The sequence below is a fragment of the Mucilaginibacter humi genome, assembly GCF_013087555.1.
This window is the reverse complement of record NZ_JABFCR010000009.1, coordinates 21530-45987: the sequence shown is the minus strand read 5'-3', so window position 1 is coordinate 45987 and position 24458 is coordinate 21530. Positions and strand designations below refer to the sequence as shown.

38 protein-coding genes and 4 pseudogenes are annotated in these 24458 nt (G+C 50.3%); 30 read left to right on the top strand and 12 right to left on the bottom strand.

All coding sequences use genetic code 11. The features are described 5' to 3' along the window. Positions 1 to 558: 558 nt before the first annotated feature. The 11 genes and pseudogenes from HK413_RS03190 to HK413_RS16425 all read left to right on the top strand — a co-directional run bounded on the left by HK413_RS03190 (position 559) and on the right by HK413_RS16425 (position 4845). A complete protein-coding gene (locus HK413_RS03190) occupies positions 559 to 1011 on the top strand; it encodes a pyridoxamine 5'-phosphate oxidase family protein (RefSeq protein WP_175269109.1) in 453 nt (150 codons plus the stop codon). A gap of 128 nt (positions 1012 to 1139) precedes the next feature. Beyond that, a complete protein-coding gene (locus HK413_RS03185) occupies positions 1140 to 1397 on the top strand; it encodes a hypothetical protein (protein ID WP_175269108.1) in 258 nt (85 codons plus the stop codon). Between the two features lie 230 nt (positions 1398 to 1627). After that, positions 1628 to 2008, top strand: a complete 381-nt coding sequence (locus HK413_RS03180; RefSeq protein ID WP_175269107.1) for a hypothetical protein — start codon at positions 1628 to 1630, stop codon at positions 2006 to 2008. 144 nt (positions 2009 to 2152) lie between these two features. Next, the gene (locus tag HK413_RS03175) at positions 2153 to 2338 is read left to right on the top strand and encodes a hypothetical protein (protein WP_175269106.1); all 186 of its coding nucleotides are present in this window, start codon (positions 2153 to 2155) and stop codon (positions 2336 to 2338) included. After that, positions 2328 to 3098, top strand: coding sequence for an MlaE family ABC transporter permease (locus tag HK413_RS03170; RefSeq protein ID WP_175269105.1), 771 nt, complete (start codon positions 2328 to 2330; stop codon positions 3096 to 3098). The genes HK413_RS03175 and HK413_RS03170 overlap by 11 nt, the downstream gene beginning before the upstream one ends. 4 nt (positions 3099 to 3102) lie before the next feature. Then, positions 3103 to 3390: an ATP-binding cassette domain-containing protein gene (locus tag HK413_RS20625; protein WP_317169240.1), complete on the top strand. Its 288-nt coding sequence runs from the start codon at positions 3103 to 3105 to the stop codon at positions 3388 to 3390. A 4-nt stretch (positions 3391 to 3394) separates the two neighbouring features. Then, positions 3395 to 3577: an ATP-binding cassette domain-containing protein gene (locus HK413_RS20620; protein ID WP_317169239.1), complete on the top strand. Its 183-nt coding sequence runs from the start codon at positions 3395 to 3397 to the stop codon at positions 3575 to 3577. Next, on the top strand, positions 3574 to 3837 hold the full coding sequence (locus HK413_RS20615; protein ID WP_317169238.1) for an ATP-binding cassette domain-containing protein: 264 nt from the start codon (positions 3574 to 3576) through the stop codon (positions 3835 to 3837). Before HK413_RS20620 ends, HK413_RS20615 begins: the two co-directional genes overlap by 4 nt. A 160-nt stretch (positions 3838 to 3997) precedes the next feature. Further along, positions 3998 to 4129: pseudogene (locus HK413_RS16435) on the top strand (MlaD family protein); the annotation flags it as partial. Between the two features lie 132 nt (positions 4130 to 4261). Beyond that, positions 4262 to 4588 carry a hypothetical protein gene (locus tag HK413_RS16430; protein ID WP_246229639.1) on the top strand — a complete coding sequence of 109 codons (327 nt, stop codon included), beginning with the start codon at positions 4262 to 4264 and terminating at the stop codon, positions 4586 to 4588. Next, entirely contained in the window at positions 4540 to 4845 is a 306-nt protein-coding gene (locus HK413_RS16425; protein ID WP_246229624.1) for a hypothetical protein, read from the top strand. Before HK413_RS16430 ends, HK413_RS16425 begins: the two co-directional genes overlap by 49 nt. Positions 4846 to 4874: 29 nt before the next feature. Here HK413_RS16425 and HK413_RS03155 read toward each other — a convergent pair whose 3' ends face one another. The 7 genes and pseudogenes from HK413_RS03155 to HK413_RS03145 form a co-directional block, all read right to left on the bottom strand. Beyond that, complete coding sequence (locus HK413_RS03155) at positions 4875 to 5450, bottom strand: HdeD family acid-resistance protein (RefSeq protein WP_175269104.1); 576 nt, start codon at positions 5448 to 5450, stop codon at positions 4875 to 4877. Then, a complete protein-coding gene (locus tag HK413_RS14640) occupies positions 5432 to 5779 on the bottom strand; it encodes a putative PEP-binding protein (protein WP_217452015.1) in 348 nt (115 codons plus the stop codon). Before HK413_RS14640 ends, HK413_RS03155 begins: the two co-directional genes overlap by 19 nt. Beyond that, positions 5751 to 5951, bottom strand: coding sequence for a hypothetical protein (locus tag HK413_RS14635; protein WP_217452014.1), 201 nt, complete (start codon positions 5949 to 5951; stop codon positions 5751 to 5753). The genes HK413_RS14640 and HK413_RS14635 overlap by 29 nt, the downstream gene beginning before the upstream one ends. Before the next feature lie 43 nt (positions 5952 to 5994). After that, entirely contained in the window at positions 5995 to 6768 is a 774-nt protein-coding gene (locus HK413_RS14630; RefSeq protein ID WP_217452013.1) for a PEP-utilizing enzyme, read from the bottom strand. Then, positions 6765 to 7624: pseudogene (locus HK413_RS16420) on the bottom strand (PEP/pyruvate-binding domain-containing protein). The gene HK413_RS14630 and the pseudogene HK413_RS16420 overlap by 4 nt, the downstream one beginning before the upstream one ends. Then, positions 7624 to 7824 (bottom strand): PEP/pyruvate-binding domain-containing protein, encoded by a 201-nt coding sequence (locus HK413_RS19180; protein ID WP_262886759.1) that lies wholly within the window; start codon positions 7822 to 7824, stop codon positions 7624 to 7626. Before HK413_RS19180 ends, HK413_RS16420 begins: the two are co-directional and overlap by 1 nt. A gap of 30 nt (positions 7825 to 7854) precedes the next feature. Beyond that, a pseudogene (locus tag HK413_RS03145) lies at positions 7855 to 8612 on the bottom strand (SDR family oxidoreductase). Between the two features lie 160 nt (positions 8613 to 8772). Between HK413_RS03145 and HK413_RS03140 the strand changes: the two are divergent. From HK413_RS03140 to HK413_RS22565, 4 genes are all read left to right on the top strand, one after another. After that, entirely contained in the window at positions 8773 to 9354 is a 582-nt protein-coding gene (locus HK413_RS03140; RefSeq protein ID WP_217452008.1) for a Crp/Fnr family transcriptional regulator, read from the top strand. Between the two features lie 52 nt (positions 9355 to 9406). Then, positions 9407 to 9910 (top strand): cupin domain-containing protein, encoded by a 504-nt coding sequence (locus tag HK413_RS03135; RefSeq protein WP_175269102.1) that lies wholly within the window; start codon positions 9407 to 9409, stop codon positions 9908 to 9910. A 76-nt stretch (positions 9911 to 9986) separates the two neighbouring features. Beyond that, a complete protein-coding gene (locus HK413_RS14605; RefSeq protein ID WP_217452007.1) occupies positions 9987 to 10889 on the top strand; it encodes an MBL fold metallo-hydrolase in 903 nt (300 codons plus the stop codon). A gap of 56 nt (positions 10890 to 10945) precedes the next feature. After that, positions 10946 to 11404 carry an MBL fold metallo-hydrolase RNA specificity domain-containing protein gene (locus HK413_RS22565; protein WP_246229623.1) on the top strand — a complete coding sequence of 153 codons (459 nt, stop codon included), beginning with the start codon at positions 10946 to 10948 and terminating at the stop codon, positions 11402 to 11404. Here HK413_RS22565 and HK413_RS03125 read toward each other — a convergent pair. The 3 genes from HK413_RS03125 to HK413_RS03115 form a co-directional block, all read right to left on the bottom strand. After that, entirely contained in the window at positions 11343 to 11777 is a 435-nt protein-coding gene (locus HK413_RS03125; protein ID WP_175269101.1) for a sensor histidine kinase, read from the bottom strand. The two genes, HK413_RS22565 and HK413_RS03125, sit on opposite strands and share 62 nt — an antisense overlap. 70 nt (positions 11778 to 11847) lie before the next feature. Further along, on the bottom strand, positions 11848 to 12033 hold the full coding sequence (locus tag HK413_RS21910; RefSeq protein WP_394353120.1) for a histidine kinase dimerization/phospho-acceptor domain-containing protein: 186 nt from the start codon (positions 12031 to 12033) through the stop codon (positions 11848 to 11850). Positions 12034 to 12267: 234 nt separating this feature from the next. Continuing rightward, positions 12268 to 12417: a PAS domain-containing protein gene (locus HK413_RS03115; RefSeq protein ID WP_175269099.1), complete on the bottom strand. Its 150-nt coding sequence runs from the start codon at positions 12415 to 12417 to the stop codon at positions 12268 to 12270. Between the two features lie 319 nt (positions 12418 to 12736). Between HK413_RS03115 and HK413_RS16410 the strand changes: the two genes are divergently transcribed. The 11 genes from HK413_RS16410 (at position 12737) to HK413_RS03075 (ending at position 20480) form a co-directional block, all read left to right on the top strand. After that, positions 12737 to 13183: an efflux RND transporter periplasmic adaptor subunit gene (locus HK413_RS16410; protein WP_246229621.1), complete on the top strand. Its 447-nt coding sequence runs from the start codon at positions 12737 to 12739 to the stop codon at positions 13181 to 13183. Next, positions 13111 to 13752, top strand: a complete 642-nt coding sequence (locus HK413_RS03110; protein ID WP_317169242.1) for an efflux RND transporter periplasmic adaptor subunit — start codon at positions 13111 to 13113, stop codon at positions 13750 to 13752. The genes HK413_RS16410 and HK413_RS03110 overlap by 73 nt, the downstream gene beginning before the upstream one ends. 5 nt (positions 13753 to 13757) lie before the next feature. After that, positions 13758 to 14402, top strand: a complete 645-nt coding sequence (locus HK413_RS14590) for an ABC transporter permease (protein WP_217452004.1) — start codon at positions 13758 to 13760, stop codon at positions 14400 to 14402. After that, positions 14320 to 15009 carry an ABC transporter permease gene (locus HK413_RS14585; RefSeq protein WP_217452003.1) on the top strand — a complete coding sequence of 230 codons (690 nt, stop codon included), beginning with the start codon at positions 14320 to 14322 and terminating at the stop codon, positions 15007 to 15009. The genes HK413_RS14590 and HK413_RS14585 overlap by 83 nt, the downstream gene beginning before the upstream one ends. After that, on the top strand, positions 15006 to 15128 hold the full coding sequence (locus tag HK413_RS19175; protein WP_262886757.1) for a hypothetical protein: 123 nt from the start codon (positions 15006 to 15008) through the stop codon (positions 15126 to 15128). Before HK413_RS14585 ends, HK413_RS19175 begins: the two co-directional genes overlap by 4 nt. Next, positions 15094 to 15609 (top strand): ABC transporter ATP-binding protein, encoded by a 516-nt coding sequence (locus HK413_RS03100; RefSeq protein ID WP_246229620.1) that lies wholly within the window; start codon positions 15094 to 15096, stop codon positions 15607 to 15609. The genes HK413_RS19175 and HK413_RS03100 overlap by 35 nt, the downstream gene beginning before the upstream one ends. Before the next feature lie 158 nt (positions 15610 to 15767). Then, positions 15768 to 16460: a universal stress protein gene (locus tag HK413_RS03095; protein ID WP_175269097.1), complete on the top strand. Its 693-nt coding sequence runs from the start codon at positions 15768 to 15770 to the stop codon at positions 16458 to 16460. A 339-nt stretch (positions 16461 to 16799) separates the two neighbouring features. Next, positions 16800 to 17636: a universal stress protein gene (locus tag HK413_RS03090; protein WP_175269096.1), complete on the top strand. Its 837-nt coding sequence runs from the start codon at positions 16800 to 16802 to the stop codon at positions 17634 to 17636. Positions 17637 to 17820: 184 nt separating this feature from the next. Next, a complete protein-coding gene (locus tag HK413_RS03085) occupies positions 17821 to 18174 on the top strand; it encodes a cation-transporting P-type ATPase (protein WP_175269095.1) in 354 nt (117 codons plus the stop codon). After that, on the top strand, positions 18165 to 19679 hold the full coding sequence (locus HK413_RS03080) for a cation-translocating P-type ATPase (protein ID WP_175269094.1): 1515 nt from the start codon (positions 18165 to 18167) through the stop codon (positions 19677 to 19679). Before HK413_RS03085 ends, HK413_RS03080 begins: the two co-directional genes overlap by 10 nt. A 243-nt stretch (positions 19680 to 19922) precedes the next feature. Further along, a complete protein-coding gene (locus HK413_RS03075; protein WP_175269093.1) occupies positions 19923 to 20480 on the top strand; it encodes a cation transporting ATPase C-terminal domain-containing protein in 558 nt (185 codons plus the stop codon). Here HK413_RS03075 and HK413_RS03070 read toward each other — a convergent pair. Together HK413_RS03070 and HK413_RS03065 are read right to left on the bottom strand one after the other, a co-directional pair. Continuing rightward, a complete protein-coding gene (locus tag HK413_RS03070; RefSeq protein ID WP_175269092.1) occupies positions 20385 to 21545 on the bottom strand; it encodes an AI-2E family transporter in 1161 nt (386 codons plus the stop codon). The genes HK413_RS03075 and HK413_RS03070 overlap by 96 nt on opposite strands. A 132-nt stretch (positions 21546 to 21677) precedes the next feature. Beyond that, a complete protein-coding gene (locus tag HK413_RS03065; protein WP_175269091.1) occupies positions 21678 to 22136 on the bottom strand; it encodes a hypothetical protein in 459 nt (152 codons plus the stop codon). 127 nt (positions 22137 to 22263) lie between these two features. Between HK413_RS03065 and HK413_RS03060 the strand changes: the two genes are divergently transcribed. From HK413_RS03060 to HK413_RS16390, 4 genes and pseudogenes are all read left to right on the top strand, one after another. After that, positions 22264 to 22410 carry a hypothetical protein gene (locus HK413_RS03060; protein WP_175269090.1) on the top strand — a complete coding sequence of 49 codons (147 nt, stop codon included), beginning with the start codon at positions 22264 to 22266 and terminating at the stop codon, positions 22408 to 22410. Positions 22411 to 22562: 152 nt separating this feature from the next. Then, positions 22563 to 23401 (top strand): annotated as a pseudogene (locus HK413_RS21905) (HAD-IC family P-type ATPase). 17 nt (positions 23402 to 23418) lie between these two features. After that, positions 23419 to 23904 carry a hypothetical protein gene (locus HK413_RS16395; RefSeq protein ID WP_246229615.1) on the top strand — a complete coding sequence of 162 codons (486 nt, stop codon included), beginning with the start codon at positions 23419 to 23421 and terminating at the stop codon, positions 23902 to 23904. 94 nt (positions 23905 to 23998) lie between these two features. Continuing rightward, positions 23999 to 24457: an HAD-IC family P-type ATPase gene (locus HK413_RS16390; RefSeq protein WP_246229613.1), complete on the top strand. Its 459-nt coding sequence runs from the start codon at positions 23999 to 24001 to the stop codon at positions 24455 to 24457. The last annotated feature ends 1 nt before the right edge of the window (position 24458 follow it).

Sequence of the window (24458 nt, the reverse complement as noted above, 5' to 3'; positions counted from 1 at the left end):
AAGGACAAGCTGTACACTCTGGATATTGATCTGCTCAAATTTAAACGCAAAGCATTTTCACAAACGAAAACAACGCTTAGGTTTGCCGGGGCATCTATTTTTATAAATAGAAGGGGATTTTGAAACACAGTTGTTTATATTCTGTAAACTCATTGCATTTTTGCAGAGTAATTTTTAAATTAGCATTGTATTAGTTCTTTAAAACAACTCATAATTACTCAAATTATACGGTGACCTTTAAGGTGGCTTTATTGGTTTTTGAGATTATAAATAATTGATATTCAAACATATAAAAGAATGGTTCGAGTCCCGTCCATTCCGCTAAGAAGCCCTCAAAGCTTCGTAAAAGCGCTTAGATAATTGTTCTAAGCGCTTTTTTATATCCCAAATTCCATAGTACCCTCAGGACTTATGACGCAGCGAGATAGCTACCGTGGCCTCTTTATGAAAACTTAAGATACGGTGAGCTAAAGTGATCAAGATCACCCGGCCAGTAGTTTTTAGTCATCATCCTGCTCAGAGAATAATCGTATTTTTGGTATCAAAACGCGTACAGCCATGTTAGGAAAATTGAACGAAACAGAGATCGACCACTTGCTGAAAGAGCAGGTGGTGGGCAGGATCGCCTGCCAGTCAAAGGGGGAGATCTACCTTGTCCCAATTAATTATGTTTACCGGGATGGTTGTATTTACGCGCATTCCGGTGAAGGGAAAAAGATCCGGATGATGCGGGAGAATCCGCATGTCTGCTTTGAGATCGATGATATCATCAATGTATTCCAATGGAAAAGCGTGATAGCTAAAGGAGTATATGAGGAGATTACCGATATCGATGAAAAACAACAGGCCATGCAGGGCATCATTCACCGGATTATGCCGTTGATAACAAGCCCCGAGGGTCATCCTTCACATGGCATCACGGAGAAGGATAGCGATGTGGGTAACACTGTAGAACTGGTGGTTTACCGGATACGGCTGGAAGAAGTAACAGGCCGTTTCGAACAAAACTAAAATACTGCGCCCTTCCCGGCCGAACACTTTAGCTCTATTAGACCGATCCTGTCGCATCAGGACATTTAGTGCCGGAAATCATTTTTCCGCAATGGTGCTCCCTGTACCTTTAGGTAGAATCTTACAACATGATCGCTTTACGCTACAATTTCGACCACCCTTTTCAGGGCAAAGTTATCTTGCGCAAAACCGGCTATAAGCATGCCCGGTGCCGGGCTATATATTTTGACAGCGCGGACGAGCATGACTTTAATATCACACTGCAAGTTGACGGGGACGGGACCTACCAGGTCGTGCTTAACTGGGAATTTGAGGGGCGTTCGTTTTCGCATGAATCCTCCGTCACCGTTAAAAACGGGCAGCATATCCACGAGGATATTTATTAGACATTTTAAATTACCGGGTCGCCAAAACCGAATTGTTTCGTTATACAGATAGCGGATAGCTTCGGAAAAAATAGATCATGACCCTGCCTGCGCTATATTGTTGACCGGTTTCGTCTTTTGGTTTTTATTATAAAAGACCGGCAAATTTCGGCCTAGCTCAATGACCAGTGTCAGCGGACAAAGTGCGGGCGGTCATTTTTTGCCGCCGACCTCGGTACTAAACTTGCAGGATGAAAAAGACAAATATCAAACATTTGACGTTCGCGCACCGGGGATGTCTGCGCGGGCTGGAATTTTATGAAATAGAACTCCGCTTCTTACAGGAAAGACTTGAAGAGATCGCTGCAGACAATACCGGGCACGAGGTCTCAGAACGGGTAGAGCATTTTCAGAATCAACTGATCATTCACCGTGACCAGATCGATCAGCTGAAACACCGCATTCACGTGAATCTGGACGAAGTTGCGGCCGAGTTACAGCATTCCGAAAACTTTATCCAGCAGGCTACCGTTGATGCAGCTGACCAGATCGGTGCTGACTATGAGCAGGAAGAGCAGCTATTTAAAACACTTCGGCAGGAGTTTAACCGTTTTGCCGCGGAATGGATGTAACCATGAAGGCTATCGCTTGTATGACCGCGGCAGAAGCCGGTCAATTGGTACACGCGCGATGTCGCGAATAATGAACACGGGATCATGTGCCGATCTTTCTGAGCCAGATCCCGGCGTTATTTCGAAAAAAGGTACTGTCGATCGATGGCCGAAGACGGCAAACTGATGATCGCCCCGCCATCCAGATCACCCGGGAAACGTTGGACCGGGCCTGCTTCAAACGCTTCGCCAGTACCTGATGCCGATCACTTATCGGGATGCCGGGCGTCATGGGATGGGCCGCGCTACTCCGCTAATTTTATGACCAAAAGCATAGTATATGGCACTTAGTAAAAATATTGAATCGTTCCCGGAACAAACCGGGCTGATCGGGCGCTTTACCGGGCGCTTCTTTTCTTCCGGGCTAAAACCGCGGTATGAATTTCGCGAATTTTTGGCTCAATGCTATATGATAGGCTACGAATCCCTGCCGCTGGTTGGCCTTACCGGCTTTATTATGGGGCTGGTATTAACCATGCAGCTGCGGCCCAGCCTGGTGGAATACGGGGTGCAGTCGCAGTTGCCGGTCATGGTGGGAATCGCCATCGTCCGCGAGATCGGCCCGGTAATCACCGCGCTGATCTTCGCCGGCAAAATCGCCAGCAGCATCGGCGCCGAGCTGGGCTCAATGAAGGTGACCGAGCAGATCGACGCCATGGAGGTAAGCGGGACGAACCCATTCAAATATTTGGTGGCCACCCGGGTATTGGCCTGCACGCTGATGCTACCGGTGCTTACCCTACTGGGGGATGCAATCTCTTTAACCGGTGCCTATATTGGCGTCAATATCCGCTCGGTAACCAGCTTCCGGCTTTTCTTTGACCAGGTGTTCGCCAGTTTGAGTTTCGGGGATATACTGCCCGCGGTAGTTAAAACCTTCTTTTTCGGTTTTGCCGTTGGCGTCATCGGCTGCTATAAAGGTTATTTTTCCAGTAAAGGTACCCGGGGCGTGGGAAACTCCGCTAACTCTGCGGTGGTACTTGCTTCTGTGGTCATTTTTATTATCGACCTGCTGGCCGTTCAGTTAACGGACCTGTTGGGTTTAAATTAAAGCTATGGAACCCCGCGAACCTGTCATTGTTGTCGAGCACCTGTACAAAAGTTTTGGTGCGAATAAGGTCCTGCAGGATTTTAACCTCACCGTTCATGCTAACGAAAACGTCGTGGTGCTGGGCAAGTCAGGCTCGGGTAAATCGGTGCTGATCAAATGTATCATCGGCTTGTTAAGGCCGGAAAGCGGCCGTATCCTGGTCTTTGGTAAAGATATTCCCGGTCTGGGAGAGGAAGAGCTCGACGAGATCCGGGTGCGGATAGGCTTTCTTTCCGGGGAACGCGCTTTATGATTCGATGACCGTCCGGGAGAACCTCGAATTTCCGCTCAGACGCCACCGTTTACAACAAACGCAGGCAGAAGTGGACCGGCTGGTCATGGAAGCACTGGAGAATGTGGGCCTGCCGCACACCGTCAATATGATGCCGGTGGAGCTTTCGGGCGGCATGCTTAAGCGCGTAGCCCCGCCCGGACGATGATTCTTCAACCGGACATCATTTTATACGATGAGCCAACCACCGGCCTGGACCCGGTCACCGCGCGCGAGATCGACCGGCTGATCGTCGAGTTGCAACATAAATACCATACGGCATCGATCATCATTACGCATGATATGCATTGTGTAAAAAATACCGCAGATCATGTGGCCCTGCTGCTGGATGGCCGGGTGTATACCGAGGGCACCTACAGCGATCTGGAAAACTCCGCCGATCCGCAAGTCAAACAATTTTTCGAATAGTTATCATGAGCAAACAAGGCATTAATAATTTGAAATTAGGGGATTTATCCCGGCAGGCTTATTTGTCCTGATCCTGTCCTTTTATTTCATCGGTAAGAACAAGCATCTTTTCGGTACGAAATTTAAACTGCGCGCGCGTTTTACGAACCTCAACGGCCTGATGGAAGGGAACAACGTGCTCTATGCGGGTATCCGTGCGGGAACGGTCAGCTCGATCAAACTTGTCAACGACACCACTATAGAAGTGACGCTGCTGATCGATAAGGCGGTGAGGGCGCATATCCACCAGCGGTCCGTCGCCTCCATTGGCACCGAGGGCCTGATGGGTAATAAGATCGTGAATATCATGCCGGCGAACGGTAATTTCCCACCAGTCAATGACGGGGACCAGCTTGCCGCCCGACAGGTGGTCAACACCGATGAGATGCTGCAAACCTTATCCCGCACTAACCAGAATATCGCTGGTATTTCAGAAGCGCTGAAGGTATCTGTACTGCGGATCAACCAAAGTAAATTGATGGCCTTGCTGGATGACCCGGCTATCGGCATCCGCCTTAGATCGGCGCTTAAAAACATAGACCGTACCGCTGCCCGTGCCAATTACCCGGCCGGCAACCTGAACAAAGTTGTAGATGAGATGAAGGGAGGGAAAGGTTTAGCGGTACCCTGTTGGCCGATACGGCCCTCGCTGTCGACCTGCGCGTGTCTCTGGCGAATATCCGCCAGTCGACTGCGAATGCCCAAAAACTAACCAGCGACCTGAACGGCCTGGTGAGTCAGATCAATGAGGAGCTCATTGCCGGAAAGGGATCATTGCATTTATTACTCCGGGATTCTGTTGCCGCTAAGCATATCCGGAAGAGCCTGAATAATATTGAGCAGGGCACCGACGGATTCAATCAAAACATGGAGGCTTTAAAACACAACTTTCTTTTTAAGGGGTTTTTCAAAGACCAGGCAAAAAGGCGAAGGCCGCTCCGAATCCATGATCGGGCTAAACTAAGCTGACTGATCAGCTGGGTCGAGACGAACCCATTTCATTGCCCATGAGCAGGTGTTTTAAAGTTCCGTAAGCGGAAACCCAGATATACACGGAATAGGCCCGCGATAACGAAGCCGACTCCCGTGTGTAAAATGATATCTTCATTACCCCAGATCATATTAGTCAGCAGAACGATGCCGGTAACCAGCACCAGCAAACCACAGATCGATAGCCGTGGCCCGGTCTTCCCGGCCGTGGTCACGCAGGTGCCGGCACTGGCGATGGCCAGTACCCCGCGCAACATGAGCCAAGAGCCCAGTATGACCGGGACAATGATCAGGGAAATGAGCGGGTAAAACCAAAGATAAATGCCAATGAAGAGATCGACGAAAGCACCAAGCAAGGCCCAGCGAACTACACCGGATGCCCTCCTGGTGGATATGACGAACATCAGCTCTATAAAACCTGTCCCCGTGATCCCTACGGCGAACAGCAGAGAGATCGAAAGGTAGGCCGATAATTGTTCTGTAAATATCCAACTGCCCATCGCAATCAATACCACCCCGCTTACCGGAAGCAGCCACCAATGCCTGATGTCTGGCTTCCCATTTTTTAAACCCGAGGCTGACATAGTTTCTGATCGGCTAAAACACGGTTAATATTGTCTATCCCGTTCAGCAGGGCGTCGGGATTAAAGGCGATGCTATCGATGCCGGCTTCCACCAGCACCCGGGCAAAGGCCTCCGAATCACTGGCGGCCTGCCCGCAAAGGCCGACGTGCTTATGCAGGCGGTTCGCCTTTTCGATCATCAGCCGGATAAGCTGCAAACTGGCGGCATCCTGTTCGTCAAACTCGTCGGCAATGAGCGCGCAGTCGCGATCGATCCCGAGGGTCAATTGGGTCAGGTCATTAGATCCTATGGAGAAACCGTCAAATAACCGGGCGAACTCCTCGGCCAATAGTACATTGCTGGGGATTTCGGCCATCACCGATCTCCGTGCCATTTTTACCTTGTTTCAACCCGTTTTTGGCCATCAGCTCAATAACCCGTTTGCCTTCAGCAACGGTCCTGCAAAAGGGGATCATCAGCTTCACATTGGTCAGGCCCATATCTTCGCGCACCCTTTTCATAGCGGCGCATTCCAACCGGAAACCTGCCCGGTAACGTTCATGGTCATACCGAGGCGCCCCGGAAACCGATCATCGGGTTCTCTTCATCCGGTTCAAAATATTTGCCGCCCAACAGGCCGGCGTATTCATTGGTTTTGAAATCGCTCATCCGTACGATCACCTCTTTCGGGTAAAATGCAGCGGCGATTGTGGCTACGCCCTGCGCGAGCTGGTCCACAAAAAAGTCCGCTTTAGTTGCGTAGCGGTTGGTCAGGTTTTGTATCCTGATCCGGTCCCCTTCGTCCGTTACCTGGTCAAAATGCACCAGCGCCATCGGGTGGACCTGCACTTTGCGGGCAATGATAAATTCCAGTCTCATCAAGCCTACCCCATGATTGGGAAAAAACGACAATTCGAACGCCTGTTCGGGATCGCCGACAATAAGCTGTGCTAATGGCTTTTGGGGCAGCCGGACCGACGCCACATCGGTTGCTATCTCTGTCCAGTTTAGCTTGCCGCGGTATACGTTCCCGGTTTTTCCTTCCGCACAGCTGAGTGTGATCACCTCACCATCCTCGATACGAGCGGTAGCGTTTTCCGTGCCTACGATAGCGACCGCGCCCAGTTCCCGGGCAATGATTGCCGCGTGGCTGGTGCGCCCGCCTTTATTAGTGACGATGCCGGCTACTTTCTTCAGCACCGGGTCCCAGTCAGGGCTTGTGGTATCCGCAATAACAATATCACCCGCGCGGAGCTTGCCGATATCGGCAGGGGAGTTCAACAGGCGGGCAACCCCGCTGGTGATCTGATGGCCTACCGCGGCCCCGCTGGTGATCAATTCCCCCGCTCCACGATCCGGCAGGTTTTGACCTGTAATTTTTTATCGAGGCTGTGAACTGTCTCCGGCCGTGCCTGTATCAGGTAGAGCTCACCGCTGTGCCCATCCTTCGCCCATTCAAAATCCATAGGCTTTTGATAATGTGTTTCGATGAGTAAGGCCCGTGATCCCAGCTTCAAAATATCCGGATCTTCCAGCACAAACTTTTCCCGTAACTCCCGTGGCGTATCCTGATTTACCGTGGTATTGGTTTCGTTCTCTTCACGGGGGTAGACGAGCATTTGGCTTTTGCTGCCTAATGTCTTTTGGATGATCGCGTCCTTTTGCGCACGCAATGTTGGTTTAAAGATCAGGAACTCGTCCGGAACGACGGTGCCCTGTACCATGTTTTCTCCCAGTCCCCATACCCCTGAAATTTGAATAACTTCCCTGAAGCCGCTTTCGGGTTCCAGTGTGAAGCCGACACCCGAGCAACCCAGTCGGCCCTGATCATTTCCTGTATACCTACTGATAGATATACCTTATCATGCGCAAACCCTTTGTCTTCGCGGTACTTGATCGCCCGGTCCGTATAGAGAGAGGCAAAACATTGCTTGACTGCGGACACGATTGCACCATGCCCGGTGATGTTCAGATACGACTCATGCTGGCCGGCAAAGCTGGCGTTGGGCAGGTCCTCGGCGGTGGCGCTGCTGCGCACAGCGACGGCCTGCTCGCGGAAGTCGAACACGTAATCATATTCATCGGATATAGCCATTTGCAGGTCATTGGGCATTTGGGCATCAAGAATCAGGGTGCGTGCCTTTTGCCCGATCGCTGCAAGGTTGGTAAATTCTTTCCGGTCAAGTTCCGCCATCAGCCGGCCAGGGGCTGCTCCAAATGGTTACTGCTAAGAAAGTGCCGGTAGCCCGCGGCGGTGACCGCAAAGCCATCAGGTACCGCAATGCCCTTAGGTTCCAACCGGGCGAACATTTCACCGATCGATGCATTTTTACCGCCAACCTCGGCAATATCGCGCAGGCTGGTCTCTCTGAATTTTTTGATATATCGTTCCATATTGCTCAATTTTATGAGGTTAATGATTGGTCAGTAGGCTGTCCACCCACCATCAGCGACCATGACGGCGCCATTGATGAATCCGGAAGGTTCCGAGGCGAGGTATAGCGCCAGTTCGGCGATCGCATCCGGCTGCGCGCTATCCGGCAGGTTGCCCGTCCCGGCAGTCATGCGCTCCAGCCCGAAAGGTTCCGGCTCCATGCCCTGCAGGATATTGGTTGCAACCCCGCCCGGGGCAATCGCGTTGCATTTGATCCCTTTTCCGGCGTACTGGTAGCCAATGTTGCGGGTAAGGCCAATCAGGCCATGTTTGGAGGTGGTGTAAGCTGCCCCGGCGCGGCCGCCGTAAAGACCGCCAATTGAGGCAATATTGATGATGCGACCGCTTCCTTTCTGCAGGAACACTTTTAATGCGCTGCGACACGTGAAGAACGGGCCGTTAAGGTTGATTCCGATGACTTTGCTCCATAGTTCATCGCTGACCCCGGCTGCCGGCGTAAAATTATCCATGATCCCGGCATTGTTAACCAGGATATCCAGCGTTCCATAAACATGTAGCGTTTGTTCTACCAGAGTTCGACATCAGCGGACTTCGAAATATCGACGGCCATGCAACTGGCCTGCCCTCCCTTGTCAGTGATGGCTCTTGCTACCGCTTCCATATTTTCCTGATGAAGATCGGCCAGCATCAGTTTCGCGCCTTCTCTGGCAAAACACTCGGCAATGGCTTTCCCGATGCCGGACCCTGCGCCCGTAACCGGGGCGACCTTGTTTTTAAGTAAATTCATGGCTCCTTTTATTTTCGAAGATCGGGATCGGGCCTGGTATAAGCCATGATGAAGGTCAGGATTATAATTGATCTTAGGCAGTTACATGATATCCCTTGAATGTCAGCTGTTGCTTTATAATAAAATGCTTGCTAATTTAGTTCCGTTTGCACTTTGTATCATGGATACCAGTATTTTTCTTAGTCACCTGCGTTCCTACGTCACTGTCCCCGACACAGATTTTGAGGAGTTTTTAAAGCTGCTGGTACCACTCACGCTTCAAAAAGGTGGCTATTTTTACCGGGCAGGCGAGGTGCCGCGATACAGCCCGTTTATAGTTAAGGGTTGTTTGCGGCAATTTATATTAGATGAGTCCGGTCGCGAACAGATTATTTTATTTAATGAAGAGGGCAACTGGGCCGGACAGTTAGGCAGCATGCGCAGCCGAAAGCCCACCAATGTTTACCTGCAGGCACTTGAGCCTTGCCAGATATTAGGCATTACCATTGAGAATGTTGACCGCGCCATGGCAATGTTCCCATGGTATCAGCAGTATTTTTTAAAGAAATACCCAACTGATCATGCCCGGTTATTGGAAGAGGCGAACCGCTTAAAAAGTGAGCCGCCCGAAGTGCTTTACCGCGAGTTGATGGAAGCCAGGCCGTCGCTCCTGCTCCGTGTGCCTCAGCACTATATCGCCAACTACCTAAGCGTGCGGACCGAGACGCTCAGCCGTATCAAAGCCAGGCTGCTGCGAAATTAATTTGTTGATCCAGGTCAACATATCGCAAAATAGGATAGGGTAACTTTACGTTATGCAAGCATCATCAACCGTATACCAATTAAAAAACAGACTGGAACGAACCCGCTATTACATGGGCGGTTACTGGGTGTTTTTAGCCACCGCCGCCGATACCGGGGGCCGGTTCAGCCTGATAGAAGCAAACCTGCGTCAGGGCATGGAGCCGCCTGCGCATGTGCACACCTATGAGGATGAGTCCTTCCAGCTTCTGGAAGGCGAAATCGAATTCATTGCCGATGGCAAACCGTATTTGCTCAAGGCAGGCGAGTTCCTGCACCTCCCGATAGGCGTTCATCATACTTTTAAAGTATTGAGTCCAACCGCCGTGGTACTCATTCATCTTGTACCGGCGGGGTTGGAGGCGATGTTTCTTGAATTGAGCCAGCCCGCAACAGAGTTAGACTATCCGCCAGCACCAGCAGGCCCACCGCCGGCAGAATGGTTGGCGCGAGTGGCCCAATTGCAGCAAAAATTTGGCATCCGTCATATGGATAACCGGCAGATCAAGGCACAATAACGTTAATGCCAACCATCACGTGAAAGGGTGACCCGCGTCAATTTTCCTGTAGTATTGGAGCACGATATTCGTCTTCATGGAAAAGAAGCAAAACAGCAGCCTGCCGGCAATTTATCTCCAATCGCTGGGGGCAGCCGGCACAGTGACCGGCTCTAAGCACTTGTTGATCACACCGTCGATAACGGTCATGGTCGACTGCGGACTTTTTCAGGGCATCAAAGCCCTGAGGGAGCATAACTGGGCTAAGCCCTCGGTAAACCCGGCAAGCGTTGGCGCAATAGTGCTTACCCATGCCCATTTAGATCATTGCGGCTATATCCCGCTTTTTGTCAAAAATGGTTACCACGGTCACATCTATATGAGCGGGCCAACGCGTGACCTGGCAGAGATCATCCTGAGGGATTGTGCGAAGCTGCAGGAGGAAGATGCCGCGCGCGCCAACAGGCATGGTTTTAGTAAGCATCATCCTGCGCAACCGCTTTATACGGTTGCCGATGTGGAAGCCGCGCTGCCGTTATTTAAGGTCTGTGCTACGGAAACTAATATTAGCCTTCAGGAACAATTGAGCTTCAAGTTATATCCGGTAGGTCATATCCCGGGAGCCTGCTCTGTTAAATTTGACTGTTATGGTAAAAAAGTACTCTTCTCGGGAGATATCGGCCGCGAACATTCTGAACTGTTGCCTGCCCCGGAGTCTTTACAAGACGCTGATTTCGTGGTGATGGAAACGACCTACGGCGACCGCTTACATTCGGCAAGCGATACCGGTCAGGAAATGGCTATGGTTATTAATGATACGCTCTTTAATAAAGGAAATATACTGATCCCTTGCTTTGCCGTGGGGCGTGCCCAGGAAGTTATGCACCTGATCTATCGTTTAAAGCAGCAAAATGCCATCCCCGGGCCATCCCGGTTTACCCGACAGCCCGATGGCTGCTGCCGCGGGCAAGGTGCTGCTGCATCATCCGCAGTGGTTTAAGATCGATGAAAAGGAATGCGAACGCATGTTCAGCGGGGTGACTATCAATTCAGATTATGAACAAACCAAAAGATCATTCGCAGGCGCGGCAGCAAGATCATTCTGGCGGCCAGCGGCATGCTGACCGGAGGCCGCGTATTGGAATACCTGAAGCATTACCTCCCGGACAGCCGGAACATGATCTTATTGATCGGCTTCCGGCGGAAGGCACGCGCGGGCGAGCCCTGCAGAACAAAGCGGGCGAATTGAAGATCCATGGCAATTATTACCCGGTCAAATCAGCTGTTAAAGAGATCGAAGGTTTGTCTGCTCATGCTGATCAACGCGAGCTGCTGAACTGGTTGCGGCAATTCGCGGTGAGCCGTCCGCGTGTTTTCCTGGTACACGGTGAGCCCGGGGCGCAGGATGTATTCCGGGTTAAGGTTAAAGATGAACTGGGGCTTGATGCGCTCATCATGCAAACGGATGTACCGGTGCTGCTGTTTCAGGTAACCGCAGCGGGAAAGACAAGCTAAACGTAGTTCCCTTATTTTCACGACTTTTTAGGGTGATCTCCCCACCAAGCTGGTGAACGTAATTTTTAATGATATGCAGGCCCAAACCGGTGCCTGCTATCTCTAAAGCGTTAGAAGCTCTGAAAAAAGGCTCGAACAGCTTTTGTTGTTCATCAGCCGGAACACCAATTCCCCGGTCGCTGACCACAATCGTAAAACCTTCCGCACCGACCTCGGTTCTAAGTACTATCCTGCCCGGCTCCGCGGAGTATTTTACAGCGTTGGATAGCAGGTTGACCGCGCAATGCTTTAGCAGGTTGCGGTCAGAACAAATGATATGTTCTTTTCCGCTGTGCTGATAAATCAATTCATGTCCACCGGCAACCAGTTGCATCTGGGCGCGCACTTCCTCCCCGAAGTTGATCAGGTCGAATGATCTGAGTTCCGGCTGAAAGGTTCCCGCTTCAATACGCTCCGGGGGACAAGAAATCGTTCAGAGTGTCGGTCATATCATTAACAGCCATTCTTATCTTTTGCAGGTGGGACAGGATCTTATCCTGGTCGAGGCGCTGGTAATACCGTTCGACCAATGAGGCGGAAAGCTGGATCTGGCTGAGTGGCGAACGGAACTCATGGGAAGCCATAGACACCAACCTGCTTTTCAGCTGGCCCCGGTGCTGTTCCCGGGCCAGCAGGCTCGCATTGCTTTTTCCCGGCTCAGGTCATGGACCTGCCCGGCATAACAGACCTTAGCATGATCAATTACTTCAGCCAGCGACAATCGTAGCGGGAACAAGCTGCCGTCTTTTTCCGGCCGGTAACTTCCTGTGCGGTACTATTTGCCGGTAACTGGTGAAGTGGCTGTCCGATATCCAGTAGTTGGTCTAAGTTGATACCTGCGTGGTCGCCCGGGGGATGCCAAACAGCATCCAAAACGCCGGATTAGCCGACAGAATGATCCCTTCCCTGTCGGTAATCAGGAGACCGTCAGCAGCACGTTCAAACAATGCCTCGAGTAGGGTTAATCTGTTCATTGCTAAAAGGATTAAGGTTATAGTGGATCCACCGTTAGCTGTGTCCAAAAAGAAAGCTGAACGGTTTGATCTTCTTTGGGCAGCGCGATTTCTGATTCATTCATATCCAAATATCGGTGGTCCTGCTCCGCGGTTTACTGACCAACAACAGCGGAAATACTGATCCTGGTCATTCTATGGGCGCGTCGGCTAATACTATCTTTACAGCATGGTCTTATGATCCTTATCCGGTGTTAGCTATGATAAAAAGTTATTCTTATTGCTGAGTTTTATCTCCTTAGCAGCCTGTAAAAAACAGCAAATTACCTACCCGAGGCGCATGACGATCGTACAAACGGTTTATGCTTCCGGCAAGGTGATGGCAGACAGTGAATATACTGTCGGCACACTGATATCCGGCACGGTCGACCGCAAGCTCGTTCAGGAAGGTGACCAGGTCCGTAAAGGGCAGGTAATCTATATTTTACGGCATACTTCGCCGGCGGCAAAAATGGAAGCGGCCAACAGCGCTTTGCGGAATGCTACAGAGAACATTTCGGTTAATTCCCGCCTGCTGAATGACCTGAAGATAGCCGAACAAAACGCCGGTCTCAAATTCACTAATGATTCGCTGCTATACAGGCGGTATCAAAATTTATGGGCCCAAAATATAGGCACACAAGTGAACCGGATAATGCACGGACACAGTTTGACATTTCTTACAATCAAAAAAGATCGGCACGGGAAAAGTACCGGTCTGCCGTCAACGACCTGCAACTGGCCATGAAAAATGCGAAAAGTCTGGCGGTAGGGTCCAAAGCCGACCTCGAGAACTATTTTATCCGGGCCGAAAGCAACGGCACTGTTTACCAATTGCTCAAAGAGCAGGGGGAAGCGGTCAGAATGAACGAACCGGTAGCGTTGCTGGGACGATCAGGCGCACGGCTAATTCGACTTTCGGTCGACCAGGAGGACATTCGCCAGGTCAGGACCGGGCAAACGGTGCTGTTAAAAACGGATGTCAGCGGCGACCGGATCTACCAGGCCAAAGTCAGCCGGGTTTACCCGGTTATGAACGAAGCCGATCAGACCTTCCGGGTAGACGCCCTGTTCACCGGCGGATCTGACCCGGCTTATATCCACAGTTCCGTGGAAGCGAATATTATCATCGCCAAAAAAACGAAATGTCTGACCATCCCGCTGGCAATGCTGCTCCCCGGGGATAGCATCCGTGTGCGGGAAAATGGAAGGGTCATTACCAAACCCGTCAAAACCGGTCTCCGGACCGCTGACGAAGTAGAGATCACCGGCGGTGCGGACACCAAAACAGCGATTGTTGACCCGTTAAGCCAGTAACCAGTATGACTGTTAACCTGCTCATAGCAAAACGGCACCTTATGGCCGGAAAAAAGCAAACCCCGGTGGCCATGCTGGGTGTCACTTTCGGGATCGCCATGTTCATCCTGATGATCAGCTTTATGGTCGGTGTGAATCAGTTCATGGAGAGCACCATGCTTTCCTTTACGCCTGATATACACCTATATAATGATATTAGCACTGACTATCGTTTTTCGGTCGCCGGAGAGTACTTCAAGGGACAACCGGTATTGGTCAGCGTCGCCCATCCGAAACCACGGCAGGTCAGGCTCAATCTCAAAAATGCCGCTGCCATATTGGCCGGGCTCCGGCAAAACCGGGCGGTAGCCGGGATTTCTCCAATGGTCAGCACACTGGTATTTTATAATTACGGCCCTGTGCAGATCAATGGCAATATCAATGGGGTCAATATAATGGACGAGGCGAAGATGTTCGGTCTAAAAGACAAAATGATCAGCGGCGCAGCCGAGAACCTGTTATCTGCCGATAAGGGCATTTTGATGGGCAGCGGCCTGGCGGAAAAATTGAACGTACACCGGGCGACCAGTGAGCCTGGCGACGCCGAACGGCAACCTGATGCGTTTTCGGCTGGTCGGTCTGTTCCGGATCGGTATCAGCGCGATCGATAACGTGCGTAGCTACGTAAGCCTTTCCAGCGGACAGCAGCTGCTGGGCAAGGATAAAAGCTATATTACCGACATCAGTGTAAAGTTACACGACCACGGACGGGCCGCTTTGACAGCTGCAGCATTTATTAAGAAATATGGCTACAAGGCCGATGACTGGGAAACGGCCAATGCTTCCGTAAAGACCTCTAACCCGGTAAGAGACACGCTGACCTACGTCGTGAGCGTGACGTTACTGGTCGTTGCGGGCTTCGGCATCTACAACATCATGAGCATGACCATTAACAATAAGATGAAGGACATCGCTATCTTAAAGGCACAGGGATTTGCCGGCAGGGATATCCTGCAGATTTTTTTAAGCCAGGCGGTGTTTATCGGCCTGTTGGGTGCGCTAAGCGGTATGCTGCTGGGCTTTCTTTTAGCTTATACGCTCTCTAATGTGCCTTTTCCGCCTAACGAATATGTAGCGCTGAAATATTTCCCGGTCGCTTTTGAACCGGCACATTATTTTTTCGGATTATTATTCGGGGCGCTCACGCCGCTTGCCGCCGGCCTGATGCCGTCGATCAAGGCTGCGAAAACTGACCCCGTAACCATATTAAGAGGATGAAAGCAGCGCTGATTACTGAGAAGTTAAACAAGTATTTCCACGAACCCGAGGAATTCCGGGTGCTGCAGGATATTTCTTTCCGGGTTGACCAGGGGCGAATTCGTACCGATCATCGGTAAGTCTGGCTGCGGTAAATCGACCCTGCTTTACCTGCTCAGCACTTTGGATACGGATTACACCGGCTTGATTACAATCAACGGTGAGCAGGTCACCGGGCTTTCACAAAACGAACTGGCTGCCTTTCGGAACCGGCACATCGGCTTTGTTTTTCAATTTCATTTTTTACTGCCTGAATTTACCGCGCTGGAAAATGTGATGCTTCCCGCTCTCAAACTGGGACGGTGGAGTAAGGCGGAAATAGAAGAGCGTGCCTTGCAGCAATTGCGGCAACTGGAGATGGAGTCCTTTGCGCGTCAACTATCAGGAAAGCTTTCCGGCGGGCAGCAGCAACGGGTGGCCATTGCCCGCGCATTGATCAATGAGCCGATGATCATCATGGCGGATGAGCCTACGGGTAACCTGGACAGCGGCAATACCAAACTGGTGTTCGATATCTTCAGCCGGCTGGCCCATGAAAAAATATCGCCGTACTGGCCGTAACGCATGACCTTGACTTTGCTGAGCAGGCGGACCGCGTGATCGAAATGAAGGACGGCCATATCGTACCCCCGGATGCGCGACATCAGCAAAATACCTGACGGCTATCATTCTTATGTATTGTGTTATTGACCACTTTTATGGCATTAATTCACAGCATCATGAAAAAGATTCTTGTTTTAACCGATTTTAGTGCTACTGCAGCGCATGCCGCCCGGTATGCGCTGCAGCTGGCCCAGCAACTACATACCGGTATCCTGCTCTACCATGTGGTTCAGTCCATACCTATCGTGCCTAATTATGCCGGTGGCGGATTTGTAACAGAAACAGAAAACCTATTCGCTGAAGAAAGCCGCGAAAATTTAACAAAGCTCAAAGACCAATTAACGGCAGGCCGGCAAGATGGTCCGGCGATCGACACCCGGACCGGCGAAGGCGACCCGGGCAGTAATATTAAAGCATTACTGCGCGACGAGCCCATCGAACTGATTGTTATGGGCGCACCGGAAGGCAGCGTTGTTGAGCATCTGCTGATTGGTAGTGAAACCCGGGCGGTCATTAAAGCCAGCGACAGGCCCGTTTTAGTCGTCCCGGCTAACGAGCAGTTCAATTCTATTCAAAAGCTTGTACTGGCGACCGATTATCGTTCGGAAGATCTCTGTGCTTTACGTTATTTAAGTAACTGGGTCGCCAACACCGGCGGTAAGCTGGATGTGGTCCATATTCAAACAGCCGGCGAAGAGGCATTGTTGAACGCGCAGCAGAAAAAGGTTTTTGAGTTATTTTTGGATAACCTGGGGCAAACAAATGTACATTGTCATGATCTGCGCGGTAAAGAGATCCGGAAAGCCTGAACCGGTTCTGCGCCGATAAAAAGACGGATGTTCTGGCGATGGTCAATTATCATCATGACTTTTTCAGCCGGGTATTCGGTACCAGTAAAACCTTCAGCGCGTTGCATCATTTACAGTTACCGATCCTGGTCATCCCGTCGAGCTTTAGCGATGAAACGATCTGCATGATTTAAAAACGCTTGTTATGATAATGGTGGACAGGCGTTATTTCAGCAAGTGATGCGGATCATTTAGAGTTATGCCACTCATCATTAGCCATTTCTGGGATTTATGAAATATTTGTACCTTACCGTTAACCAAACCGGTTAGGAGTCTATTATTTAAACTATCGCCGACGACATGAAAAAAATAAGCGCAGTATTTGACGGATTAAATTTCTCGGACAGTGCCTTGGCCTACGGCATTAAACTCGCAGAAAGCAGCAAAGCGTTATTGTCCGGCGTCTTTCTGGAATCCTTTCTCTATAACAGCTACCGGCTGGAGGATCTGATCGGGCGCCATGGGCTGTCATCTGTTAAAATGAAGCATCTGCTGCAAAAAGACAAAGAGACCCGGTTAAGATCGGCCAGTATTTTTGAGCAGGCCTGTAAAAATGCGCATATTAACTTTAATGTGCACCATGATCAAAACCTGGCTATACTGGAAGTGCTGAAAGAAAGTATATATAGTGATCTGCTCCTGATCAGCGCCGCAGAAACACTCAGCCGCCAGGCCGAAACCCCGCCAACGAATTTCATACAGGAACTGCTGGAAGGGGCACAATGTCCCGTATTGCTCGTGCCGGGAGTTTACCGGGAAATCGAGCGGGTGGTACTGCTTTATGATGGTAAACCGGCGTCGGTACATGCGATCAAGATGTTTAACTACCTGATGCCCTGGTTGCGTGGTAAAGCCACGGAAGTGATTACAGTGTCAGGCACGGGTGATGACGATGTGCCTCCAGAAGGTGCCCCGGTAAAAGAATTTATCAGATGCCACTATCCTGCTGCAAGCTATACGCTCCTTAATGGCGACCCGGAACAGGAACTGATCAGCTATCTGAACAGTGGTAGTAAAGACTGCCTGGTTGTTTTGGGGGCCTACCAGCGCGGGCGGATATCGCGCTGGTTCAGATCGAGCATGGCCGATAAGCTCATGCAGCAGGTGGATGTGCCATTATTTATTGCCCACCATTAATTGTAAAGTTATGGAAAAGATACTTATTGCCAACGACCAATCATGTTCACCCACCAATCGAAGTCTTTTATTAAAAAGCTGCCCTTCCCATCCAATGCAAAATCCTATTCATTCTATAGCAAGATCCCCTTGCTTACTTTCAGGGAGGAAACAAAATAAGCCCCGTCGTTAACTCCAGGCGATCATGAAATACCCTTTAGCGCAACCGTTTTCTTTATCCGCAGCTGAGGTAGTCTCGCTGATGCGAACGGACAGCGCAAATGGGCTGGGAGAACATGAGGCGGGCAGGCGCAGGAATAAATTCGGTTCTAATACCTATCCGGGACAAGAGCGGAAGAATAGCTGGCTAATCCTGCTGGAACAGTTCAGAAGCCCCATTGTTTACCTCCTGTTTTTTGGTGCCGGTGTCTCTTTTTACTTTAAAGATATCCCGGAGGGGGCGTCAATCCTCGTCGTTATTCTCATTAATGCACTGATTGGTTTCCTGATGGAGATGCAGGCGCGCAGCTCCATGAATGCCTTAAAAAAATGGAGGTGATAACGGCTAAAGTGGTCCGGGAGGGAAAGACACGGTCCGTTTCGGCTGAAGAGTTAGTCCCCGGCGACCTGGTCGTTCTGGAATCTGGGGATATCATACCGGCAGATGGCCGGCTGATGATGGTTAACCGCTTTCAATGTGATGAGTCATCGCTGACCGGCGAGTCGTTGCCGTGTGATAAGGGGACCAGTCCCCTGTCAGCGGACACCTTCCTCGGCGACCAAAAGAACATGGTTTTCAAAGGTGCCGCTGCGATCAATGGCCATGCGATGATGATCGTAACGGGCATCGCGGCAAACACACAGTTAGGCAAGATCACTGCCTTGGTGGAAAGCACAGGGGACACACTAACACCACTGGATAAAAAGCTGAATGCCCTGAGCAGGAAGCTGATCTGGATCACATTGGCAATGACAGCTGTCTTTGCTATATCGGCCTGGCTACAGGGCAAGGCCCTGTTAACCATTATAGAGACTTCAATAGCGCTGGCTGTGGCCGCTATTCCTGAAGGTTTACCTATAGTAGCAACGGTGGCCTTATCTTACGGCATGTTATTGATGGCGCGCAGAAACGCGATAGTAAAACATTTACAGGCAGTAGAGACATTGGGCAGCACCGGGGTGATCCTGACGGATAAGACCGGCACGCTGACCGAAAACAAGATCACTATTGACAGCCTTTCCTTTCCGGAGGAAAGTGTAAAGGTGCGCATTGAAAATAATCTCCTGAAATTCCCGAATGGGGCGATCAGGCACAGTTCGGTCAATTTTGAGCAATTATTGCGAGCTGGTGCTTTGTGCAACAATGCCGAAGGTGGTAATGGAGACCCGGTAGAAGTATCGCTACTTCAAATGGCCTTTGCCGCAGGCCTGGATAAAGCCACGCTGCAAAAGCAGTATCGTCGGATCGCCGAGGTGCCTTTCAGTTCCGAGATCATGATGATGGGTACTTTGCACAAGGGCCCATCGGGTTATGTCATTACCGCTAAAGGTTCAGTTGAACGCTTGCTGGAAAAATGCGACCGGTTCCAATCTGGCGACCGTATTGAAAGTTTAACAAATGACAGCAGAAACGCGATCCTTACCAGGTCCGAAAAAATGGCGGCCAGCGGTCTTCGGGTACTGGCTTTTGCTTACCGGGCAGAGGAGGTGCTGCCTGCGGAAGATTACCTGCATGAACTGGTTTACGTAGGTATGGCCTGTTTTCTTGACCCGCCCCGGACTGATATCAAGGGAGCCATCCTTAATTGCAGGGCGGCAGGTATCAAAATAGTAATGATCACCGGCGATCACCCGCAAACAGCCCTGAACATTGCCCGTAAAGTGGGGCTGATCGATGATCAGGACAAAGCCGTTCTTACCGGAAAGGAACTGCCACCTGCCGGGCTGCTGACACCCGCCTGGCGCCAACGCATTTTGAATACCGCAATTTTTGCCAGACCACCGCCCAGCAAAAACTGGAAATTGCGGATGTATACCAACATGGGGGCTATATTGTGGCCATGACGGGTGATGGGGTTAATGATGCACCTGCGTTAAAAAAGCAGATGTGGGCATCGCCATGGGTATGCGGGGTACACAGGTAGCAAAAGAGACTGCCAGCATTATCCTGAAAGATGATTCGTTTACCTCCATCGCCCGGCGGTAGCCCATGGGCGCGAAATCTTCCAGAACATTCAGAAGTTCGCGGTCTACCTGGTATCCTGTAATCTGAGCGAGATCTTCATTGTAACGCTGCTGGGTATTGTTATGCCAGGCGCTACTTTATTACCACTGCAGATCCTATTTCTCAATATGGTGACCGATATCTTCCCGGCGCTGGCCCTCGGCTTAGGCACGGGTGACAGAACGGTGATGGACAGGCCCCCGAGAGATCCCGGGAAAGACATCGTGACAGGCAAGAAATGGCTGGTCATAGCCCTTTATGCCACCGCAATCACCTCGGCGGTGATCATTGCGGTGCTTTACGGGCAAAAAATACTGCATGGCAATGACCGCACCTGCAATAATATGGCTTTTATCACGCTTACCTTCGCCCAATTATTTCATGTATTCAATATGGCTTCGGAAGGTTCGGGACCGTTTAACAACGAGGTTACCCGCAACAAATGGATATGGCTTGCGATACTGGTGTGCGGTGCACTCCTGTTGATGGTCTTTGCCGTGCCCAGCCTGCGACTGGTTTTAGGGTTATCGGTGCTTTCCTTTCCGCTATGGGTAACTGCGGTGATGATAAGCCTGCTGCCATTGATCATTTTCCAGATCTACAAATCTGCACGCAAAGCAGCACATCAAACAAGGCATTAAAATTTCACCGCCCCCTGGCCGGCCGCTCATCACCCAGCAATACCCCCACTGCCGGTATTTTTTGCTGCGGTCGAACACGATCTTTAAGATGGAAAGCACCGGCATGGCCAGAAACATGCCGGAGAGCCCCGCCATGACCCCACCGACGATGATGCCAACGATGGAAACGAGTGGATTGATCTTGACCTGTGAGCCCACGATACGTGGCATCAGGATATTGTTATCCAGGGACTGTACAATGGTAATCGCACCTAAAACTATCAGCACATCTGCCGGGCGGTCTGATGAGGCCAGGGTAAGTAATACACCCGGGATGTTACCGATCAAAGCACCCGGGTAAGGTATCAGATTCAGAAAAGCAAAAATGATCCCGATCAGTAAGGCGTTCTGTATGCCAAACAGCCAAAGAATACCTCCCAGAAGAATGATGATATAAGTGATCTGGATCAACAGCCCGAAAAGATAGCTTTTAACCATTTGCTCAGTTAACAGGATGGCTTCTTCGACATTTGGATACTCTTCTTTCCTGAACCACATCAGGATGAACTTGACGAAAAGGTTACGGTACAGCATTATCAGGTAGATATAGATGGGCAACAGACCCAGAAAAATGATCATACCTGACAACGATCCTGCCGCCGTACTTAAGATACCGCCAAGGGAACTGAATAATTTTTTACTCTGTACGTTGATGAATTTCAGCTGTTCTGCGGGGGAATAGCCAAATGACCGGCTGATCCATATGCTCAGGTCATCGAGGTGTTTGGCTACGGTTCGCTGGATCTGCGGGAAATCGTCTAAGAGTGCGCCCACCGGCTGGAAAACAACCAGACCACGAAGGCGACAACGATCGTTAATAATAGTATAGGGAGAAAGACCGCTATCGCTTCCGGAACTTTTCGCTTTCTGAAAAAACGAAATACAGGTAAAAGCATGAGGCTGAAAAAAAAACGCCATCAAAAGGGGCATAATAACGGTACTGCCGTATACAATTATCCAACCTAAAACGAAGAGCCCGCAGAGTTCTATGGCTCGTTTAACAGTAACTGGCATTTCTTTTCCCATCGTTCTTTTATATTGTGCTCTTTCTTTTTATAAGGCAACTTACGCTGTATAGAAAGAGGCTATACCAACAGGTATGCTGAAAACTTACCGTCATCCCAAGGAGATCAATCATCCTTTGTCCTGCTCGCTCCCTTATCCGTCGGGACTTGATTGGTGCCAATTTCGGTATGCCTGATCTGTCCACCTAAATAGCCTGTCCGGGCTACCAGGGGCAAAGCCAATAAAAGTCGTGATCAATACAATCCATGCCAGTGGCCGGGCCAGTGACAGGTTTTTTAGGGTAGCAAAAACCCCGATCGCCGCAATAAAGCCGATCACTATCAATGCAATCAGCGAGACCTCAGCAGATTCCGCATGTTCCTCAATTACCCTTTCGGAGAATCGTTGTAAATGTTCCACGCTTTCTTCTGCTCCCTCGCCCGTTATATAGGCGATGCCCGCTCCCAAAGCCGAAAGGATCAGGATGTTATAGGCAGCGATAAAAGTTGAATTGCTTTTTCTCCATAACCCATGGATCAAAACGAATGCACCCAGAGCTGTGCCAATAATTGGCAGGTGGGTGATGAGCAGGTGGATATGGGTTTCGTTCATGACATTTTTTTATCGAAGATAGTCATTTGTTCCTCCCGGTTAAATAATAGTCGTCAAGAGGAATTTTGATTCTAATCATTTGTATTCAACAGATAAAGGCTAAATTTATGATCTAACGAATACTGCTATGCAAACGATACTGATGCTCACCGACTTTTTGGAAAGCGCGAACCATGACGCCAAAGCCGACCTGGACTATCCGCCTATGCCGCTGTTCGTTATCCCGCCCGACATGATCGACACTGACGGCGGATCAGCGGGAGGCTCCGTTTAAGATAAAAGTTATGGCAGCGAATAATTATGGTATACAGGGCTTAAGTGACCACGAGGTTATTAAATCAAGGTCCGCCCATGGAAAGAACGATCTTTCTTTAAAAAAAAACGAACGGTTTTATTGATGCCCTGAGCGGAATTGCCAAAGAGCCCATGGTGCTGTTGCTGCTGGTTACGGCTTGTGTTTATTTTATCAGCGGCAAAACAGGTGACGGTATTTTCCTGGCCTCGGCAATTATACTGGTTGCCGGCATTTCTTTGTTCCAGGACTCAAGGAGCCGCAACGCGCTTGAAAAATTAAAGGACTTCTCGCAACCTCAATGTAAAGTGATCCGGAACGGGGAGGTGACTGCCATAAAAAGTGAAGAATTGGTTGTGGGCGACAGCCTGATGGTCGAAGAGGGCAATTTGATTATGGCGGATGGCATGATCGTACATGCCAATGATTTCTCCGTCAACGAAAGCGTGCTTACCGGTGAATCCCCGGCGGTTTATAAAGATAGCGCAACGCCAGATCATTTTATTTTTCACGGCACTACCGTAGCCAGCGGCTTGGCTATCGCTACTATAACCGCTATCGGCAACCAAACCCGTTTAGGCAAGATCGGTAAAAGCCTGGGAAGCTATAGCAGAAGAAAAAACACCCCGGAACTACAGATAAACAATTTTGTAAAAAAATGGTGATCGCGGGACTAATCGTATTTGTAGGCGTCTGGAGCATCAACTATTTTCGTTCGCCTAACCTGTTGGATAGCCTGATCAAAGCGCTGACACTCGCGATGAGCATCTTACCCGAAGAGATACCGGTGGCATTTACCACCTTTATGGCGCTGGGCGCCCGGCGGATGATGAAAATGGGTATCGTAGTTAAACAAATGAAAACAGTAGAGACCACGGGCAGCGCGTCCGTCATCTGTGCTGATAAGACCGGTACGCTAACGGAAAACAAAATGAGCCGGCTAAAGTGTATACGCTGCAAGCAGATCGTATAACCGATGCAAGTGAAAAGATGCCTGGCGGCCCGGAGCTGGACTCGGTGAGGCTGGCCATGTGGGCCAGTGAACCGATACCATTCGACCCGATGGAAATCGCATTGCATGAAGCGTATGCGGGTTTGTGTAACCGGGACGAACGACCCGATTACCGGATGGTGCATGAATATCCCACGGGCGGCCAGCCGCCCATGATGACACATTTATTTGAGAATAAAAGCGGAGAACGCATCATCGCGGCTAAAGGCGCACCAGAGGCGTTGCTGGCGGTCTGCGATTTAACGGAAACCCAAAAGACGCAAATCGGGGTGGCAATCAACGCCATGGCTGATAAAGGCTACCGGTTGCTGGCCGTTGGGGAGGCCGCGTTTAGCGGGAGTAATTTCCCGGCCAGGCAGCAGCAGTTTCGTTTTACGTTCAAAGGCCTGGTGGGCTTTTATGATCCGCCTAAAAAAATATACAGGCGGTGCTGCAAGGGTTCTATATGGCCGGGATCAGAGTGAAGATCATCACGGGCGATAACGCGGCAACTACCGGCGCGATCGCCCGTCAAATTGCGTTTCAGGGGAATGGCCGATCGTTGAGCGGGAGGCACTAATGCAACTGTCTGATCAGGAACTTCAGGAGGAGGTGGGAGCGGTGAATATTTTTACCCGGATGTTTCCTGATGCCAAGCTAAGGATCATCAACGCGCTAAAAGCCGGGAACGAGATAGTGGCCATGACGGGCGATGGGGTAAATGACGGCCCGGCCTTAAAAGCGGCACACATTGGTATAGCCATGGGTAAAAAAGGTACGGAGATTGCCAAAGAGGCGGCTTCACTGATCTTGTTGGAAGATGACCTGTCTAAGATGGTAGATGCTGTTGCCATGGGCAGACGTATCTATACCAACCTGAAAAAGGCCATACAATACATTATTTCCATTCACATTCCCATCATACTGACCGTCTTCATCCCGTTGGCCCCGGGCTGGATCTACCCTAATATCTTCTCGCCGGTGCATATCATCTTCCTCGGAGCTGATCATGGGGCCGACCTGCTCTATTATCTATGAA